Origin of the sequence: Rhodococcus sp. G-MC3, assembly GCF_030063335.1 — a bacterium.
GTDB lineage: Bacteria > Actinomycetota > Actinomycetes > Mycobacteriales > Mycobacteriaceae > Rhodococcoides.
Map to the genome: position 1 here is coordinate 95,407 of NZ_JASISW010000002.1, position 19,343 is coordinate 114,749.

Annotated in this window: 10 protein-coding genes; 6 read left to right on the plus strand and 4 right to left on the minus strand. The window is 63.3% G+C overall.

Annotated elements, in window-relative coordinates; all coding sequences use genetic code 11:
* Positions 1 to 68: 68 nt before the first annotated feature.
* From QMK17_RS02375 to QMK17_RS02395, 5 genes are all read left to right on the plus strand, one after another.
* Positions 69 to 1,334 (plus strand): MCE family protein, encoded by a 1,266-nt coding sequence (locus tag QMK17_RS02375; RefSeq protein ID WP_283507025.1) that lies wholly within the window; start codon positions 69 to 71, stop codon positions 1,332 to 1,334.
* Complete coding sequence (locus QMK17_RS02380; protein ID WP_283506825.1) at positions 1,331 to 2,578, plus strand: MCE family protein; 1,248 nt, start codon at positions 1,331 to 1,333, stop codon at positions 2,576 to 2,578. Before QMK17_RS02375 ends, QMK17_RS02380 begins: the two co-directional genes overlap by 4 nt.
* 141 nt (positions 2,579 to 2,719) lie before the next feature.
* Entirely contained in the window at positions 2,720 to 3,475 is a 756-nt protein-coding gene (locus QMK17_RS02385) for a hypothetical protein (protein ID WP_283506826.1), read from the plus strand.
* Between the two features lie 86 nt (positions 3,476 to 3,561).
* On the plus strand, positions 3,562 to 4,344 hold the full coding sequence (locus tag QMK17_RS02390; protein WP_283506827.1) for a hypothetical protein: 783 nt from the start codon (positions 3,562 to 3,564) through the stop codon (positions 4,342 to 4,344).
* A 234-nt stretch (positions 4,345 to 4,578) separates the two neighbouring features.
* Positions 4,579 to 7,146: an aminotransferase class III-fold pyridoxal phosphate-dependent enzyme gene (locus QMK17_RS02395; RefSeq protein WP_283506828.1), complete on the plus strand. Its 2,568-nt coding sequence runs from the start codon at positions 4,579 to 4,581 to the stop codon at positions 7,144 to 7,146.
* Here QMK17_RS02395 and QMK17_RS02400 read toward each other — a convergent pair.
* Both QMK17_RS02400 and QMK17_RS02405 read right to left on the minus strand, forming a co-directional pair.
* Entirely contained in the window at positions 7,143 to 7,790 is a 648-nt protein-coding gene (locus QMK17_RS02400) for a GNAT family N-acetyltransferase (RefSeq protein ID WP_283506829.1), read from the minus strand. The two genes, QMK17_RS02395 and QMK17_RS02400, sit on opposite strands and share 4 nt — an antisense overlap.
* Positions 7,780 to 9,933: an MMPL family transporter gene (locus QMK17_RS02405; protein WP_283506830.1), complete on the minus strand. Its 2,154-nt coding sequence runs from the start codon at positions 9,931 to 9,933 to the stop codon at positions 7,780 to 7,782. The genes QMK17_RS02400 and QMK17_RS02405 overlap by 11 nt, the downstream gene beginning before the upstream one ends.
* Positions 9,934 to 10,227: 294 nt before the next feature.
* Between QMK17_RS02405 and QMK17_RS02410 the strand changes: the two genes are divergently transcribed.
* On the plus strand, positions 10,228 to 11,220 hold the full coding sequence (locus QMK17_RS02410; protein ID WP_283506831.1) for a 3-oxoacyl-ACP synthase III family protein: 993 nt from the start codon (positions 10,228 to 10,230) through the stop codon (positions 11,218 to 11,220).
* Between the two features lie 90 nt (positions 11,221 to 11,310).
* Here QMK17_RS02410 and QMK17_RS02415 read toward each other — a convergent pair whose 3' ends face one another.
* Together QMK17_RS02415 and QMK17_RS02420 are read right to left on the minus strand one after the other, a co-directional pair.
* Entirely contained in the window at positions 11,311 to 12,654 is a 1,344-nt protein-coding gene (locus tag QMK17_RS02415; RefSeq protein WP_283506832.1) for an aminotransferase class I/II-fold pyridoxal phosphate-dependent enzyme, read from the minus strand.
* Position 12,655: 1 nt separating this feature from the next.
* A complete protein-coding gene (locus QMK17_RS02420; protein WP_283506833.1) occupies positions 12,656 to 19,162 on the minus strand; it encodes a type I polyketide synthase in 6,507 nt (2,168 codons plus the stop codon).
* Positions 19,163 to 19,343 lie beyond the last annotated feature (181 nt).

Below are 19,343 nucleotides of genomic sequence, written 5' to 3' on the forward strand. Positions count from 1 at the left end.
CGATCAGGACATCGCCGACGAGCAAAGCGGGTCGGGTTGCTCCGCAGGCCGCTGCGCGGCGGCGGCACTTGACCGCCATCGTCGGCGCCACGGTTATCGCACTGTCGGCCACCGCGTGTTCACAAGGTGTGTACGGCATTCCGCTCCCCGGCGGTGCCGACACCGGTAGCAATCCCCTTCGGTTGACGATTCAGTTTCAGGACGTTCTCGATCTCGTTCCGCAGTCGACAGTCAAGGTCGACGGTGTCGAGGTCGGTAGGGTCGACTCGATTTCGGTGCCCGACGGTGAATGGACCGCGAACGTCGGTGTCATCGTCAACGACTCGGTGAACCTTCCGGCGAACGCCACCGCAGCCGTCGAACAGACCTCGATTCTGGGTGAGAAGTTCATCCAGTTGACGGTCCCGGAGGGTGATTCCGATCCGAAGAGGCTTGCCGACGGTGACACCATCCCGCTCGACCGCACGCGTGTAACCACCAATATCGAACAGGTGCTCGGTGCGCTCTCGTTGCTTCTCAACGGTGGTGGCGTCGGTCAGCTGGCTCCGATCGTCAAGGAGTTGAACGCTGCGTTCTCAGGCCGCGAGGGCACGACTCGGAATCTGTTGGAGGAGGCCAACACTCTGATCGGCGGCCTCGAAGAGCAAAAGAACGACATCACACGGGCACTCGACGGACTCGACGTGTTGACCACTCAGGTGAGCGCGCAGACGGACAAGATTGATCGCGTACTGCAGGATCTTCCGATCGCTACCGGTGTGCTGGAAGAACAGCGTCCGCAGTTGACTCAGATGCTCGGACAGCTCGACCGTCTGGGCGCAGTCGGCACCAACGTGATCGATCAGTCCAGAGACGATCTGATCGCCGATCTTCGCGCACTCCGGCCGACTCTGCAGGCGCTGGCAGCATCGGGTGACGACATCGTCACCACGTTGCCGCTGATTCCGACGCTCCCGTTCCCGGATGGCATCGAGGAGGTCACCCAGGGCGACTCGGCGAACCTCTTCCTCTCACTCGACCTGTCCATTGGTACTGCACTCCGTAACTTCGGTGTGGGAGAGGGCGATCCGGTCTACATTCCGCCGAAGTACGGTGACTCGTTGCCGCTGGTGGATCCGTCGAATCCCTACTACAACGGCAACGGACCGCGTCCGGGTTGGCCGACGATCTCGCTGCTGCCATTGCCGCCGATCATTCCCAAACCGGTTCCGGCACCGGGCGTACCGGTCGCGCCGGGAGTCGAACCGGTCGCAGGCGAACCTGGGGCAGCTCCGGCTCCGACTCCGTTTGCACCTCTGAACGATCTACTCGAGCAACTCGGAGGTGGGCTGTGAGATCGCGGCTGGTCAAGATTCAGCTCATTGCATTCGTCATCGTTGCCATCGTGGGCATCGTGTACGTCGGCGGAAAATACGTTCGGCTCGACAATCTGCTCGGGTTCGGTCAGTATCGGGTCAACGCCGAGTTCGCCGATTCCGGTGGCATTTTCTCCAACGCAGAGGTCACCTACCGCGGTGTGCCCGTCGGCACCGTCGGTGAGCTCTCGTTGACCCAGAGCGGCATCAACGTGGAACTGCTGTTGGACAGCGGTGGTCTGGACATTCCGGATTCGGCGAAAGCTGTCGTCGCCAACCGGTCTGCAATCGGTGAGCAGTACGTCGATCTGCAGCCGACAAGCGACGAGGGTCCGTACCTCGTCGACGGTTCGACGATCGCAACGGCAAACACCCAAACGCCTGTACCCGTCGAGGAAGTTCTCGCCAGTACCAATCAACTCGTGAAGACGGTTCCCCTGAAGAATCTGACCACGGTGGTTCAGGAACTTGGCGCTGCATTCGATGGTAAGGGCGACGATCTGCAGGTTCTGGTCGATTCGCTCGGGTCGCTGTCGGAGACTGGCAACGAGGCGCTGCCAGAGACGCTTGCTCTGATCAGGGACAGCAGGACGGTGCTCGACACGCAATCCGAGCAATCTTCGGCCATCCGCCAGTTCAGTGCCGATCTGAACTCGGTGACGGCCCAGCTGCGCAACAGTGATCCGGATATCAGGCGGCTCATCAACACGGGCACTGCGGCCAGTGACCAGATCGGTGCATTGATCGCCGAGGGTGGACCTGCACTGACGACCGATTTGACGAACATCAACTCGGTTACCGAGCTTGCTGCTCCGAGAGCGCTCGCGCTCAAGCCGCTGCTGATCTTCCTGCCTGCCCTTGCTGCCGGCGCAAGCACGCTCGTGCCGGGCGACGGAACGATTCACCAGGGACTGTTGCTGGAGACGAACAACCCGCCGCCGTGCACCGTCGGCTACGAAGGCTCGCAGGCGATTCTCGACGAGGAGAAGGCGAAGAACCCCAACTTCGATCTCACCGAGGAGAACTACCCGCTGAATCTTCAGGCCAACTGCGCAACACCCGAGGGCAGTGTGACGGGCGTTCGCAGCGCAAATCGCATCGTCTTCGCTGATCCGGAGACTCCGCAGCCGTGGGACAGCAAGCCCAAGGTAGATCCGGAGAAGCTCAACCTCAACCCGATCGCGTCGCAGCTTGCGCCGCTGCTCGGGGTGACTCCGAAGTAAAGCTGATCCACGAACAGCACTGACTGTGCGGGTGGCGACAATCCTGGTCGAACGCGAGGATTGTCGCCACTCGTCGTTCGAATAGAAGCTTCGGTCCTCGGACTCGAAAGTGCCCGTGTTACCGAAGAGTAAGGTTGTACTGTGACGTCAAACACCGAAGCTCGGGATCCGGAATTCACGGACCCAGAATCGAAGAAGAATCCAGCCAAACCAGTGTTGATCGGCGCTTCCATTGTTGCGGTGATCGCACTTGCCGCGAGCGTGTGGTTCGGCATCGGGTGGAAGTCCGCCGCCACCGACCAGAACATCGCCGATGTACGAGATTCAGCGTTGGCGGGAGCCCAGCAGGCAGCTATCAATCTGAGTTCGGTGGACTCTGCGAATCTCGACGGTTCGCTGGACACGATGATGTCGTCGGTCACCGGCGACGAGATGACCAACTACCTCGACGAGACTCGGTCGTCGATCAGCGACGAGCAACGTAACTCGGGGCGCAAGATCACCGCCGAGGTGATCGGATCCTCGCTCACCGAACTCAACGTCGACGACAAGACAGCTACGGCTGTGTTGATCGTCGCCAACCTCACCACGGGTCCCGACGACACAGCGCCCGAGCGGAGTCGCGCAGTGATGCGGATGTTCCTGCAGGACGTCGACGGCACGTGGAAGGTCAACAAGCTTCTCCCCGTGGGTGACCGGGCACCGATCGGTGACGACAACGCCAGGGTCTACAACCAGCCTGCGGATGGTACTGCGACAGACCCGAATGCGACCGCTGACCCGAGCGCGCCCGCTGACCCGAGCGCGCCCGCTGACCCGAGCGCGCCCGCTGACCCGAATGCGACCGCTGATCCGAGCGCCCCTGCCGCGGTTCCCGACACGTCCGCAGGCCCCTAGAGGACCAGGCCGAGTCCCAGTTCAGCCATACGTGATTTTCTGACGCACCTCGGTGAGGTCGTCAGTAGCAACAGAGGAGTTCCGCAGTGCCCCCACAGCGCCGGAAAATCGTTCCCCCGAACACCACGAGCCAGTCTCGCAAGAAGATGGCGGGGTCGACGCGCAAACCGTCACCTGAAGCTGCAGGTGTCGACCCCGCGTCAGAGGCAGTCGATACCGGCGTCGAGCCGACGACAGAGTTTCCTGCCGCGCCCGACACAACCGAGCCTGCCGCTGTGTCTTCGGATGCGGCTGTGTCTTCGGATGGTACTGGGCCATCACTGACGAAGAGCACGTCTTCGTCCCAGCCGGAGGCTGCTGCTCCTCGTGCGCACGCTCGCCGAATCGGTTGGGCTCCCGCGTTGCTGATGGTTTTCGTGGCGCTTGCCCTCGTCGTGTTCGCGGTGGTGGCTGCCCTGAAGCCCGGTACCGGGAACGACAATGAGGCGTGGGTCGATCAGGGCGCGACGTCGGAGGTGACACGGTCGGCGACGGATGCATTGACTGCGATCTACGGCTACAGCTACGACACCGTGGATGATCAGTTCTCCGGCGTCGATGCTTTCCTGACCGAGAAAATGGCTCAGGAGTTCGACAGCCAGGCCGAGACGATCAAGTCCTCGGCGCGTCAGACTCAGGCCGCGACCGAGGTCGACATGATGGATATCGGCGTCAGTCGGTTGGAGTCCGATAGTGCCGAGTTGATCATCAACATGAACGTCAGCACCACCCAGCAAGGCGTCGCTCGGGGAAGCGTCACTCTTCCGTTGATCGTGAATATGGAGAAAGTCGACGGGAAATGGCTTCTGTCGGCGATCGATCCTCGCTGATCGAAGTGTGATATCCGATACACCTCGTGAGGGTAAGAAACTATATAAACCGACCGTAGGTGTGGTTTATTGCGCGTTATTCATAATGCGTAGTTGGTTCGTGCTCGGATAGCGGCCGATGTGGCAGTTAACATCGCGCTTGCGTCCCACTGTGGGGCGAGCTCTGGTTGCGCGAGATCCGCCTCCTGGCCGCTCGCGTCGCCGGAGCCGGTTTCGCGAGAATACGGAGCACACATGACCGGCACCACTATCGGAGACATCACAACTCGATTTTCGCCCGGCCGCGAGGGGTACGCGGAAAATGTCAATCCTGAATTGTTTCGGCTCCTCGGCGCGGTAGATCTGGACGTCGAATACGTCTCGGGAATGGGCACCGAGTTGTACGACGCCTTGGGGCGGACACATCTCGACTTCGCCGGTGCCTATGGCGCGCTTCCCTTCGGCCACAATCCTCCGTGCGTCTGGCGTGCGATGGACGAGGTACGCGAACGTGGCGAAGCGGTGTTCGTTCAACCGTCGGTGCTGTTCCCGGCGGGGGAGTTGGCACGCAGACTGGTGGCGGTTGCACCGTCCGGGCTCGGGCGTGTGACGTTCGTGAACAGCGGCGCCGAGGCGATGGAGATCGCTATCAAGATCGCCAGGTCGGCCACTGGCAGGCTCGGGGTTCTGAGTACGCGCAACAGTTTCCACGGCAAGACCCTCGGTGCACTGTCGGCGACCGGAAACAGCGTGTATCAAAACGGATTCGGGGCGCCCGTTGCCGGCTTCGAGAGCATTGCGTTCGGAGACAGCGGTGCGCTCGATGAGGCGTTGACCGCAGCCCCCGGGGAGTTCGCGGTCTTCGTCGTCGAGCCGATCCAGGGTGAAGGGGGAGTCGTGGCGCCGCCCGAGGGCTACCTCGCCCGCGTACGGGAAATCTGTACCGCCCACGGCGTTCTCCTGGCCGTCGACGAGGTTCAGACCGGGCTTGGGCGGACTGGAAGACTGTTCGCATGTGAGCACGAAGATGTCGTGCCCGACATCCTGGCGTTGGCAAAGGCACTCGGCGGCGGTGTCCTGCCAAGCGGTGCCGTTCTCTGCAAACCGGAGCTGGTCGGCGAGAGTTTTGCATTGCGCCACACGTCCACGTTCGCGGGTAACGCGCTCACTGCCCGAGTCGGGATTGCAGTGCTCGACGAGCTCACCGCGAATGAGAGCGCTCTGGTCACTCGGGTGGCCGACGTCGGTGAGATGCTGAAGATGGAATTGCAGAAGCTTGCGCTGAAGTATCCGACCGTAGTCACCGACGTGCGGGGCAGGGGTCTGCTTCTCGGTGTCGAACTGACCGACGACATCAACTTCGTCGGCAGGCAAGCATTGCTGGGCTCCATTGCGGTTCAGTTGAATCTAGCCGCAATGATGTCCTCGTATCTATCTGCGGTCGAAGGCATCCGCATTGCGCCGACCTTGTTCGGTGCTCGTGTGCTTCGGGTCGAGCCGCCTCTCACGGTGACCGACTCCGAATGCCGTCGCCTGGTCGCGGCGCTCGACCGTGCACTCGGATTCGCGGCGGCGGGCGATCTCATCGGCCTGATCGGCCATCTCCTTGGGAAGGCGCCGAAAAATGCACCGAAGGCCGTGCCGACTACGCCGCGGAGGCGGCCACACGTAACGCCGGTCGCGGGCGACCGCTTCTTCGCGTTCATCGCACACCCGTTGGACCTCGACGTGTTCGAGGCATTCGACCCCGAGCTGCGCGAGCTATCGCATTCCGAACGTGCGGAACTGTTGAACCGCTTCGCTTTCGGTACCTCCGAAGTCAATCCGTCGCCGCTCGTGATCGGCAGCGGCCGGACGGTGTCGGTGCGTGACGGAAGTGCGCACGGCACACTGATCGGGCTTCCGTTCACGTCGAAGTCGCTGCTGATGCTCCCTGCCGAAGCAGCCGTCGCCGCGGTCACAGCGGCGGCGAACCTCGCGTTCGAGCGTGGCGCAGCTGTCGTGGGTCTCGGCGGATACTCGTCCGTGGTCACCGCAAACGGTCTTGCACTCGGTGAGATGGCAGGGGTCCTCACGACCGGCAACTCGTTCACGGCTGCGGCCAGCATCCGTGCGGTTCGACGAGTGTGCTCGGAGCGAGGAATGGATCTGAAGGACGTTCGGGTAACCATCCTGGGTGCGGCCGGTGCCATCGGCCGGACCATCGCTCGGGCATTGGCACCGGACGTCGGCACGGTGACACTCGTCGGGCGTCCGGGCGAGCACGGGCAGATAGCGCCCAAGTTGTGGGCTGCCGCAGGCGAAATCGTGGCCGCCGCCCGAGGCGGCTCCGGTGAATTCGCCGCTGCTGCCGAGCGTTCGGGGGGCTCCGTCGACGACCTGGTCGCCTCCGGGCATCTCGAATTCTTCGATGATCCGGCCGTGGGAGTGGCGCAGGCGCACGTTGTCATTGCCGCAACGTCCGCGCCACGCTCGCTGATCGATGCAACCGATCTGGCACCGAACGCCATCGTGTGCGATGTGGCGCAGCCGCCGAACATCCCGCACGATGTCGGTCGGATTCGCCGCGACGTGACGGTGTTCGACGGCGGCATCGTCCGGTTGCCTGCAGGTTCGGACTTCGGGCTGGAATATGGTCTGGCTCCGGGTCTCACCTACGCCTGCATGGCCGAAACCATGTTGCTGTCACTGTCGGAGCGCTTCGAGCTGCGCAGTATCGGAACGGCACTCGACAGCTCCAACGTCGAGCAGCTCGGACTCCTTGCCGATCGCTACGGGTTCGAGTTGGCAGAGGCTACCCGTTGGCGCGAGGCTCAGCGCTAGACCTGGGTACCGGTTCGTTCCGCCGGCCCGCCGCTCACGCGGGCCGGCGGGCGGTTCATGCGGTACACGTGTGGTCCTTTCGGTCCGATGGTCGCGGTTCCGGCCTCCTCGAATCCCATTGCGGTCCAGAACGGAATGTTGCCGTCCTTGCAAATGCCGTAAGTGGTTCGTCCCTGGCTGTCCATGCGATCGAAGATGGTTTTCGTCAACGCTGCGCCGACACCGGAGCGGTGCAGGCTCGGTTCCACTCCCAGATAGACCCACAGCACGGCGTCCTCGTTCGGAGCGCCATCGTCCAGCATTCGATCCATCTGAATGCCGGCCCGAACACCGCGCTTCATCGCCCACAGCAAATGTGGGCCTGCGACGAGCCCCCGCCACCACGGACCCTGACGCGCTCCGTGTGGATGCCACAGGCTGACGCCGACGATCCGTCCGGCCTGCAACGCCACATCTGCGCCGCCGACCGGTAGATAGCGGTGCCGAATGAGCGCAGCCATCATTCTCCGCTGCATGGTAGGCCTTCGTTTCTCCTTTGGAAAGAAATATCCGCTGACAGGGTCGTCGGATTGGAAGGCGCGGGCCATCATCGCCGACATCTCTCGTATGTCTGCCTTGGTGGCAAGTCTGATATCAACCGACATTCTGAGTGTCCTTGTCTCGGGCGGTGGTATCGGATTCGGGGACAGACTTTTTCGGGTGCAGCCACCAGTTGGCCTCACCCATCAGTGTCACGAGCGCCGGTACGAGCAGCATTCGGACCACCGTCGCGTCGAGGATCAGCCCAACGATGACGCCGATGCCGAGCAAGCGCATCATCGCCAACTCGGACAGTGAGAACGCCGCCGTGACGGTGATGAGCAGCAAAGCTGCAGCGGTGACCACGCGCCCTGTCCTGGAGGCGCCGATGCGGACGGCGTCGCGTGTACTCGCGCCTCGATCGTGTGCTTCGACGATCCGTGAGAGAAGGAAGATCTCGTAGTCGGTGGAGAGCCCGAACACCACTGCAAGTATCAGGATGCTCATCGTCGCTTGAAGTGGACCGCGCGTGATACCCACCGCACCGGCACCATGCCCGTCGACGAATATCCAGGTCAGTACTCCGAATGTTGCTGCAAGGCTGATCATTGCCATCACGATTGCCTTGATGGACAACACGATCGACCGGAACGCAGCGGTGGTCACGACGAATGTTGCGGCGATCATGATGGCGAACATCCAGGGCACGGTGCCGTAGATGGAATCGATTCCGTCCTGACTCAGCGCAGTGGGTCCACCGATCATGATGACGGTGCCCTCCGGTGGAGCGATCTCGCGTATCGAATCCACGGTGGCGAGCGCACCCTGCGTGCGGTCCGGTGATGTCAGAATTGCGCGTACGACGGCATAGTCGTCCGCAACTCCGCCCGGGGCCGCGGCCGCGATGCCGTCGACGTCGCTCACCTCGTCGACCACCAGTTGGACCGAACGCGAATCCGGCTGCCCGCCGTCGGTCGACTGAATCATCACGGTGACTCCGGAATTGGCGAGGGGAAAGTCCGAGAACAATGTGTCCGTAGCGACTCGAGCCGGTGAATCTTGCGGAAGGCCCTTGTGGTCGAGGTCGCCCAGTGTTGCCCCGAACACGGGGGCGCTGAGCAAGGCCAGGAACGCGATGATCGCGACCGCGACGACGACCGGCCTCCGCATCACTGCCGAGGCCACCGAACCCCAGAATCGTTCTGCGCGTGCGTCACCGCGCTCGATGGCACCTGAGCGCCAGCTGAGCGAGTTGATTCTGGGGCCGAGCAGCGCAAGCGCAGCGGGAAGTGCTGTGAGAGAGACGAATGCTGCTGCGGCCACTGCTGCCATACCGCCGTAGCCGAGCGACCGGACCATCGCCTGCGGGAAGATGAGCATTCCGATGAACCCGCACACCAGCAGCAATCCGGAGAAGGCGACGGTTCGGCCTGCGGTTCTCATGGTGCGACGGACCGCGTCCGCTGTCGATGCACCGTCGCGGATTTCTTCTCGAAAGCGTGTGAGTACGAACAGGCTGTAGTCCACCGCCATGCCGAGACTGACGAGTGTGGCGATGTTGGTGGCGAAGACACTCACTTCGGTGAACATGGTGAGGACCCGCATCACGGCGAGCGAGCCGAGGATGCTGAGCCCGCCGATGCACAGCGGTATCGCCGCTGCGGTTACTCCGCCGAAGATCAGCAGCAGCAGCACCATCAACACCGGGAACGTGATGGTCTCGGCGCGAATGAGGTCGGCGCGTGCTTCGGTGTTGTACGCGTTGGCGATCACGGAGAATCCGCCGAACTGCACGTCGATTCCGTCGATCGAACGAGCCTCTGCGATATCGCGATACGCCTTGATGCGGGTGCCCTCGTCGCCGTTGAACGTCAGCACTGCAAGAGCGGAACGCCGGTCGAACGACACCAACCCCGTTGTGAACGCGGGTGGCACGTTCCAGTAGGTCGTCGGCGCACGCACGAGCAACCCCGGGTCGATCCGGGCGAGGTTGTCCGCGACGACATCACCGATGTCGTCGACGCCGCGGCCGTCGGTGGGGGTGTAAACGATGGCAACGTCCGGGACGGTGCGCCCGAATTGCGCGTCGACGATGTCATCGACCTGCGCGGCTTGACTATGGGGATCGGAGTATCCGCCGAGGCTGAGGGTCGAGACGACTTCGACGCCCCATATGCCCGCGGCGACAATGACCACCACGCATGTCGCGAGGACGTACCGGGCGTGCGTGATGATGGCGTCGACGACTCGGTCGCGTGCTGTGGACAAAGCAGAATCCTCTTCGGTCGACGAACGCAGATCTCTCGAATGGCATGCGAAGAATACGAACCGTGACGTGGCCTGCCCGGCGGTGACGAACGAGCCCCCTGTGGCGCCGCTGAGCAGCCTCGACGCCGTGACATTACACCGATCTGTGCAGGGCGTCGAGGGTGCCGACCGGTACGAGGTTCGGCTACGCTATCGGCCACGGCTTGGTCCGGCCTCAGTGGTTGCAAGTCGTTCTCCTCCTTGGTTTTTCGGTCGTCTATGGTCAACAATTCAACTGCTCCAGGATGGATACACGTGGATCGACATCGAACCCTCTCGTCTACCGCTCGATTCTTCGTCGACGCACTGCCTTCGAGAGTGGTGACCAACGAGGAGTTGTGCCGCGACCTCGATACGAACGAGAACTGGATCGAGACGAGGACTGGAATCTCGACCAGGCGATTCCTCGAACCGCAGCGTGCGGCGTCGGACCTTGCGCTCGAAGCCGCGAAACGCGTCCTCGACGAGAGCGGCACTGCTGCAATCGATATCGATGCAATCGTGCTTGCCACGGCGAATCCCGACCAACCGTTTCCGTCCACGGCCCTCACCGTCGCGCACGGCCTCGGTGCGAGCCGTGCGCTTCCCATCGACCTGACGCAGGCGGCCTGCGCCGGCGGACTGTTGGCGTTGGAAGTGGCGTCCACGATGATCGGCAATCGATACAGGACCATCCTCGTGATCGCTGTCGAAGTGTTCTCGCGGCAGACCGATCCGCGAGACAGGACCACCAGGGTTTTCTTCGGCGATGCAGCCGGAGCAGCGTTGGTTGTGCAGGAAACTCACGCAGACAGGGGGATTCGGTCGGTGGTGCTCGCCTCCGAGTTCGACATGTCCGTCGGAATCAGCGGCGGTGGATCGCGCAACCCCTTCACTGTCGATGCGGTCGCTCGCGGCGATCATTACATCTACATGGATGGCCCGCGCGTGTGGAAATTGGCGACCACATTGCTGCCGGAGGTGGTTCGTCAGTCCGCTGAGGATGCAGGATTGGTTGTGGACGAGATCGACAACTTCGTCTTTCACCAGGCGAACCGGAACATCATCGAGGATGTGATGGACACGCTCGGTCTCGATCGATCCCGCGCCCTCATCACGCTCGACAAACTTGGAAATACGGGAGCAGCGAGTATTTTCACAGTTCTCGCGCAGCTGTCGCGCGAGGGCAAGATCGGCGCAGGAAAAGTGACGGTGATCGCGGCAATCGGTGCAGGGTTCATCTGGGGTGCAATGGTGCTGGTTCACTGACCTGACCTGACCTGACCTGACCTGACCTGAAACACCTGAATGGTCCATTCATGCTGTCGGGTAACATGAATGGACCATTACAGCGGTGTGCTACAGCTGCTCCAATACCCCCGCCACCTCGGTGATCGCTCGATCGATCTGCTCGACCGTGTGCTCACTGGAGACGAACAGCCTCAACCGCTCCTCGCCCGCAGGCACCGACGGATACGTGATGGCATTGAGGTTGATCCCCGCATCGAGCAGAGTGACGGCCGCGATCACCGCTTTCTGGGTGTCCCCGACGATGATCGGCAGAATGGGGGTCCCCTCGGCCAATCCTGTGTGTAGACCGAGTGATTGCGCCTGAGCGAATGCCCGTTTCGCGTTGGATTGCAACCGAGCAACGCGATCCGGTTCGGCATCGATGATGTCGAGTGCGGTGAGTGCAGCGGCGATCGACGCGGGCGCAGGGGCCGTTGCGAACATACTCAGCCCCGGCGCCGAATACTTGAACGCGCGGATCAACTCACGGCTACCGGCAACGAACCCCCCGACGCTGCCGAGTGCCTTCGACATGGTTCCCATCCATACGTCGACGGCGTCACCGTCGAGGCCGTACAGATCGCGGATTCCGTGGCCGTGTTCGCCGAGCACACCGAAGGCATGGGCCTCGTCGATCATCACCGCGCAGTCGTACTGGCGAGCGACTGCAATCAACTGCGGCAGCAGAGCGACGTCGCCGTCCATGCTGTAGTGACTTTCGAGAATTACGAGTGCACGCTTGAAGCTGCCGCGTGACATCTTGAGGATCGCTTCGAGCGCGGCCGGATCGTTGTGCCGGAACGTCACCCGGCGGCACCCTGCCCATTCGGTGCCGGAGACGATGCTGCTGTGCACCAACGCGTCGCATACCGCAAGGTCACCCTGGCCGAGCAGGTATCCGACCGCCGCTGCGTTGGTGAGGTACCCACTCGTTGTGATCACTGCGTCGTCGACGTCGTAAATTCCCGCGATTCGTGACTCGAAGTCCGCGTACAACGGGATCTCTCCCGACACGATGCGACTGGCGGAGACGGAGGTTCCGTATCGATCGATCGCGTCCTTGGCGGCGTCGGCGAGGCGGGTGTCTGCGCTGAGCCCCAGGTAGTTGAAACTCCCGAAGTTGATCATGTCGCGATCGAGTTGCCTGATGATCGGGCCACTCTTGCCCTCGTGCGGCAGGTACAGCGGATTGGGTACACCCAAACCGCTGAACATCGCGTCCACACCGTCGAACTGCGCGACGGTCGAGACGATATCCGGATGGTCCAGCAAACCGTGCGCTCCAGTCTTGGCAACCGTGACCGCAGGACTGGACGAAGCGACCGCCGCGGGACCCGGATCCTCGAGCGGAACCGTCGAATACCCGGTCCTGGACAGAAGTCGCCTGGCTATCTCACGCGAGTCAGTGGTCATCTCAATTGCCTCCCGCAGAGTCAGACGAGGACAAAGCGGGCACGCCGGAGGCAAGGATGGTGTCCGAGGCCGGAATCACCTCGACGGCAAGCAGTTCGCCTGCAGGTGCAGCGGCTGCCGGCGCGGCCGTCGCCGCGCCGTCGCCGCGTGCGGTGAGGCCCGCGGCCAGCTTCGCGCCGATTGCGGCGAGCCCATGTCCTCGCCCGAACTCGAGAACCGAGAGTTCGAGCCCGACGGTCTTGCCGACGCGGGCAGCGAACTCGACTGCCATGAGCGAGTCGAGACCCAGCTCGGGGAGAGGGGTCTGTACGTCGACGGCTTCTGCCTCGACGTCCATCACCAGCGCAAGCTGTTCGGCCAGGATGAACGTGAGAACCTCGGCCCGCTGATCCTCTGGAAGCGCGAGGATCTCGGCGTGCAGTGCGGAGATTCCGGATCCGCCGGTGCTGGCGGCCGCGATGTGGGCCGCGAACCGTGGAATCGACGCGGACGCGGGGTTCGCGAGGCCCCACTGCTCCCAGTCGATGCCCACGAGCGCGACATGTGGAATGTCGAGGGTGAGGCATTCGCGCAGGAAGCGCGTCGCCTCATCCATGTCGATATTCTTGAACCCCAGCATGTCCAGGTACCGGACCACTTGTTGTTTCGCCTCGGCCATGCCACCGCCCGACATGGAGCCCCAGCTGACCGTGAATGCAGCCTTGCCGCGCTGGCGCCGCGACCAGGCCAGCGCGTCGAGAACCGAGTTGGCTGCCGAGTACGACACCTGGGGTGCGCCGCCGGTGAGGCTGCTCATCGAGGAGAACATCACGAAGATGTCCGAATCGATCCCCAGCTCGTCGAGTGCGCGGTCGAGGTGAACGGCACCGTCGACCTTGGGAAGGAATATGTTTCGCAGTGACTCGTCGGTGATGTCGTTGATGGCGAAGTTGTCCACCAGACCGGCTGTATGGAAGATGCCGCGTACAGGGGCATTGCTGTCCTGCGCTCGGATGAGTAGCCCGCGGACCCCGTCGTAGTCGGAGATGTCGAGCAATTCCTGTACGACGGTCACTCCGGCTTCGGCGAACTCCGCGAGAGTCTGCCTTGCGCGGTCCGTGGTCGGTCCGCTCCTTCCGACCAGAACCAGGGTGCGAGCACCTTCGTCGACGAGCCACTTGGCGATCGCGGTACCGAATGCTCCGAAACCTCCCGTGACGACATAGGTTGCCTCGGGGTCGATCTCGACGGTCGGAATTTCGGGGCGGACGACGGGGGAGTCCTCGGTGAAGCTCAGCACGACTCGTCCGGTGTGCGAGGACCGGATCACCGAGTCGAATGCCTCGCCGACGCGGTCGAGCGTGTACGTCGTGTACGGGAGATGCCGGTATGTGCCTGCCGACATCTTGTCGAGTACCTCGCGGGTGACCTGCCTAGCGAGATCGGGTTTGTGTTCGAACATACGGTCCATGTCGACCGCATAGAAGGTGATGTTGCGGTCGAACGGCTTCAGGTCCATGACGCCGCCGAAATAGATGTCGGCTTTGCCGAGTTCGATGATCCGCGCGAATTCGCCTGCCACGTGCAGGTTCTGGGCCATGATCTCTCCGGGCGACGAGTTGAAGACCACGTCGACGCCGCGGCCGTCGGTCAGCGCCATCACCTCTTCGGAATAGTTGAGCGACCTCGACGCGAGCACCTCGTGTGCACCGGCCGCGCGTGCTACCTCTCGGCGCTCCTCGGTGCCTGCGGTTGCGATGACCCGAGCGCCCATGAGCCGGGCAACCTGGACTGCAGCCAGACCCATGCCTCCTGCTGCGCCGTGAATCAACACCGTTTCACCCGGCTGCACGCGGGCCAGGTACACCAGTCCGTACTCCGCGCACAGGAACGGCAGAATCGAGGAGCACCAACCGGACTCCCAACGGGAAGGAATCTTCATGGTGCCGCCCTCGTCGACGCCGAGAGTGATGTAGCGGCGCATCATCTCGCGCGCGCACACCCCCATCTTGTCACCCACCGCGACATCGGTGACACCGTCTCCGATTCTGGTGACGGTGCCCGCGCCTTCCAATCCGAGAGTGGTACCGAAGTAGGTGCCCGACAGCTCCTTGTCGGTGAGCACGCCCATCACCTTGAGCGGATCTTTGTAGTTCAGCCCCACAGCTTCCATTCGCACCTCGATCTCGCCGTGTCCGGGAGCGCGGCGCGCGTGGACGCGAAATGCCAGATCGGACAGCAACTTCGTCGACGGTACCTCCACCGCGAACGATTGCTCGGGGTCCTTCGACACGGTCGGCTGATCCCTGACGGCGAGGTGCTCACTCAGGTTGTTCTGCAGGATGACAACCCAGCGAGAGCCCTGACGGAGGGCGACCTCATCGACCACGTCGGACCCGAACGGTCCGAAGGCGAACGTCTCGGCGGCGATCTCGGACACCGCTGTCGAGGGTTCGGTGTCGATGAATCGCCATGCAGCGGGGGACTGTTCGTTGCGCAGTGACCGCCTGGCACCGACAAGACTCGCGTGTGCCAGGTCGGCTCCGTCGACGTCGCCCGGCATGCAGAATGCTCGCTGAGTGACCACCACGGCCGAGACGCTGCCCGGCTCGGTGGCCGGCCCGGTGTCGTCGCCGTAGATGGCGACATGCACGGTGCGCGCGACGGTGAGGAGCGATAAGACTGCGCTCGCCGGGTCGGTGAAGGTACCCGCGACGGCGATCACCGTGGCCCGGTCGATGCCGTCGATGGCCATTCCTTCGCGCAGTGCTGCAACGAGTTCGGGCACCGTTGTGCCTTCGGCGTTCACAATGTTCGAGGCCGGCCGAGACGCTGCGATGGCCTCGGCACGCTGCTGTGCACTCGGATCCGGTGTTCCGAGCGTCACGACGAGTGCGAAGTCGCGAGCTGCCTCGGTTCCGATCGCGTCTGCGTCACGATTGTCCCGAAGTTCCCAGGTCGGTTCGTAGAACACTGTGCCCAACCTGGTGTGCAGCGACTGCGGTGGCGCGATCGGCCGGAATTCGACGCTTCCGAGGGTGACTGCGGCACGTCCTTCGGCGTCGGTCACGGCGATGTCCGCTCGCATCGGGTAGGTGCTGGTCCGTCTGACGATCACGGTGGCGCGGCGCGGTATCGGCCCGAATCTGCGCACCGCTGCGATGGAGAACGGAACGACCGCACCCGACACGGCGTTCGGCGAGGCCAACGTCGCAACACACTGGAGTGCGGTGTCGAGGACAGCGGGATGCACGAGGTGCCGACTGCCCGTGTGGCGTGAGCTGTCGATGGTGGCCACCACGACGTCTGCGCCGATTCGTGCTGTTTCGATGCCCTGGAACGCCGGTCCGTACTGCAGGCCCGCCGCGCTCAGCAGTGGATAGAGAATGTCTCCGGTGATATCGGTGATATCGGCGGTCATATCGGTCGTCGAAGAATCGACGAAGGGCGCATCGAAGTGGCCTTCGACGAGTCGGCCGATCGCGTTGGTGGTCCATACGGTGTCGGCGGCAGATCGAGAGCGGATGACGAAGCGTCGGGTGCTGTCCTCGACCGCGACCTGAAGAACCGGGACGTCGTGCTTGTCGACGACGAGCGGTGCAACGAACTCGACGTGCTCTAGCCCGACTTCGCCGCGACCCGACCGGACAGCTGCCGCGCTGAGTGCGGCATCGAGGTAGGCGGTGCCCGGGAGCAGTACGAGACCGTCGACGACGTGGTCCTGCAGCCAGGGCAACTGCGAAACAGCAAGTTCGGCTTGCCATTCCGATGCTGCTGCGCTTGTTCTGTCACCGAGCATCGGGTAGACGGTGTTCGAGCCCATCCGGTCGGCAATCGAGGCTGCATCCTCGGTCCAGACCCGAGTCTTCTGCCAGGGGTAGGCAGGCAACGACACGTGTGGCGATGCGAGTGCACTCTCGGCCGCGAAGACTCGGCCGTCGAAGGAACCGGCGCAGTACAGATTCGACAGGGCGATGTTCAACGAGACCGCGTCGCTCTCTCGGCGGACCAATGTGCCGATCGAGGTGCCCGGATCGCCGGTGCGAATGATAATTTCGCGAATGTTGCCGGACAGCACGGGGTGCGGTCCGATCTCGAGGAACACCCGATGTCCGCGTCCGATCAGTTCGCTGACGGTGTCGGCGAACCGCACCGGTTTGCGGACGTTGTCGCACCAGTAGGCCGCGCCCCAACTCGCATCGGTGACCTCGTGGGCGGTAACCGTCGAGAACAAGGCCAGTTTCGGAACGCGGGGATCGAGCTCGTTCAAGCTGGTTGCCACGTCCGCGAGAATCGGATCCATCAGGTGGCTGTGATACGGGACCTCGACCTGCAGCCGCTTGGCGAAGTAGCCGCCGTCGGTGAGTTTGTCGGCCAACACTGTGAGGTGCTCGACGTCACCCGCGAGTGTCACCGCCGTCGGACTGTTGATAGCGGCGACCGAAACGTGCGCGACCATGTCCTCGCCCGCCGCCGCCAGATATGCGACGGCGTCGGCTTCTGAGAGGCCCACGGCCAACATCGAACCACTGCCCGCCGTCCTCGCTTGCAAGCGTGCGCGATGGCAACTGACAAGCAAGGCGTCGTGCAGACTCAATGCGCCGCTGACATAGGCTGCGCTGACCTCACCGACGCTGTGGCCGACGACCGTCTCGGGTTCGATTCCCGCTGCTCGGAGTTCGGCGACGAGGGAAACCTGCACGAGAAAGTTGGCAGGCTGTGCCACTTCGGTGTTGGTGACACGTGAGTGTTCCTCGTCCCGGCACAGCTCTTCGATGATGGACCAGCCGGCAATCTCGATGAACGCGTCGTCGACGATCTGTGCGGTGCGAGCGAATTCGCCACCGGCGTGCAGGAGTTCACGTGCCATTCCCCACCATTGGGGTCCCATTCCGCTGAAGACGAAGACCGGGGCCGCGCCCGCGGTATCCACCACGTGCGACGTCGTTCCGGTGCCGGCTGCGAAGTCACGGAGTTTCGACAGAAGATCAGTGCTGTCAGTGAAGCTCAGTGATGCGCGGACGGGGTGGTGGGCTCGCCTGGTCCATGCGGCCGCCGTGAAGCCCCTGAGAGTGCGGTCGACGTCGTCCGGTTCGACGTCGTCCGGTTCCGTCCCTGCCAGGAGCGAGTCGAGGGAGTCCGCCAACGAGGTCGCCAGTGTGCGCACCGCGGCATCGGTGCGGGCCGAGAGAGGGAACAGGCGCACGGGGAGTGGCCGGACTGCCGGCGACTCGGCTGCCGGTGCAGTCTCCATCACGACGTGTGCGTTGGTGCCGCCGTAGCCGAATCCGTTGATGGCAATGATCGGCCGGTCGTAGTGGTCGGGGAACGGTTCGACTTCGGTGGGAATGCGGATGGCCAGGTCGTCGAATGGAATCGCTGGGTTCAACGTGTCGAGCCACGCCTGCGGAGCGATGGTGCGGTGGTGGATGGACAGTGCGCTCTTGATGAGGCTCGCGATGCCCGCTGCCGCTTCCGTATGCCCGATCGATGCCTTGATGGAGCCGACGATCAACGCACTCTCGCGGCCGTCGACGGCGCCGTAGGCGCCGCCGAGGGCCTCCAATTCGAGCGGATCGCCGACGGACGTGCCGGTGCCGTGGGCTTCGACGTATCCGACGTCCTTGGGGTTTATCCCTGCCTCGGCGCACACGCGCTCGGCGAGAGCTCGCTGCGACACCGGGTTGGGGACCGGGATGGCGATGGTGCGGCCGTCTTGGTTGACGCCGGAGCCGCGGATGACCGAGTAGATGCGATCGCCGTCGCGGATCGCGTCGGCAAGCGGACGCAGCAACACCATTCCAGCGCCTTCACCACGGCCGTATCCGTCGGCTGCGGCGTCGAAGGATTTGGACCGGCCGTCGAAGGCCAGGAAACGACCCTTGCACATCGAGATGAACGTCTCGGGCCTGATCATCGTGTTGGCGCCGCCGACGAGAGCCATTTCGCACTCGCCTCGCTCGAGCGCGCGCACTGCCTCGTGCACGGCAACCAGGGAGGACGAGCACGCGGTATCGATGGTCATCGACGGCCCGACGAGGTCGAGGCAGTAGGAGATTCGGTTGGACAGCAGAGTGTGCGAGCTGCTGGTTGCGCTGTGTGCGTTGATGAACGGGCGACCTGTCGACGACGCGCGCAGGCCTGCGGAGTCGTTGGTGAATCCGCCGATGTAGACGCCGACGGGCTGGCCGGACACGCGTCCTGCATGGCCGCCGTCGTCGAGGGCTTCCCACGCAACTTCGAGCAGAAGCCGTTGCTGCGGATCGGTGACCGATGCTTCGCGCGGAGAAATTCCGAAGAACTCGGGGTCGAAGTCCCACAGCGACTGCGTCAGAAAGCCACCCTTGCGGGTGTACATGCGTCCTGGTGCGTCTGGGTCTGGATCGTAGAATCTGTCGGCGTTCCATCGGTCCTCGGGGATGTCGACAATTCCGTCACCCTTCGAGATCATGAACTCCCAGAAACTCTTCCCGTCGTGTACTCCGCCCGGGAACCGGCACCCGATACCGACTAGTGCAATCTCGACCATGACTCTCCCCTGATCCTCCGCCGGCCTGATGATTCGCGACCTCGGGCGGCCACAGATCGCCGACCGTGCGCTCTGTTCGAGCGGTCTGATCGTCGTGTTCCCCCCGAAACGCCGTGATGCGCGGAGGGCGCCGACCCAATCGACATCGACACGTGTGGCGAGATCTTGTGTTCGCGGAGCC

What these genes read in the sequence shown, in the direction of transcription:
- QMK17_RS02395 (WP_283506828.1), top strand. Translation starts at nt 4,579, where the DNA reads ATGACCGGCACCACTATCGGAGACATCACAACTCGATTTTCGCCCGGC.
- QMK17_RS02400 (WP_283506829.1), bottom strand. Translation starts at nt 7,790, where the DNA reads ATGTCGGTTGATATCAGACTTGCCACCAAGGCAGACATACGAGAGATG.
- QMK17_RS02415 (WP_283506832.1), bottom strand. Translation starts at nt 12,654, where the DNA reads ATGACCACTGACTCGCGTGAGATAGCCAGGCGACTTCTGTCCAGGACC.
- QMK17_RS02420 (WP_283506833.1), bottom strand. Translation starts at nt 19,162, where the DNA reads ATGGTCGAGATTGCACTAGTCGGTATCGGGTGCCGGTTCCCGGGCGGA.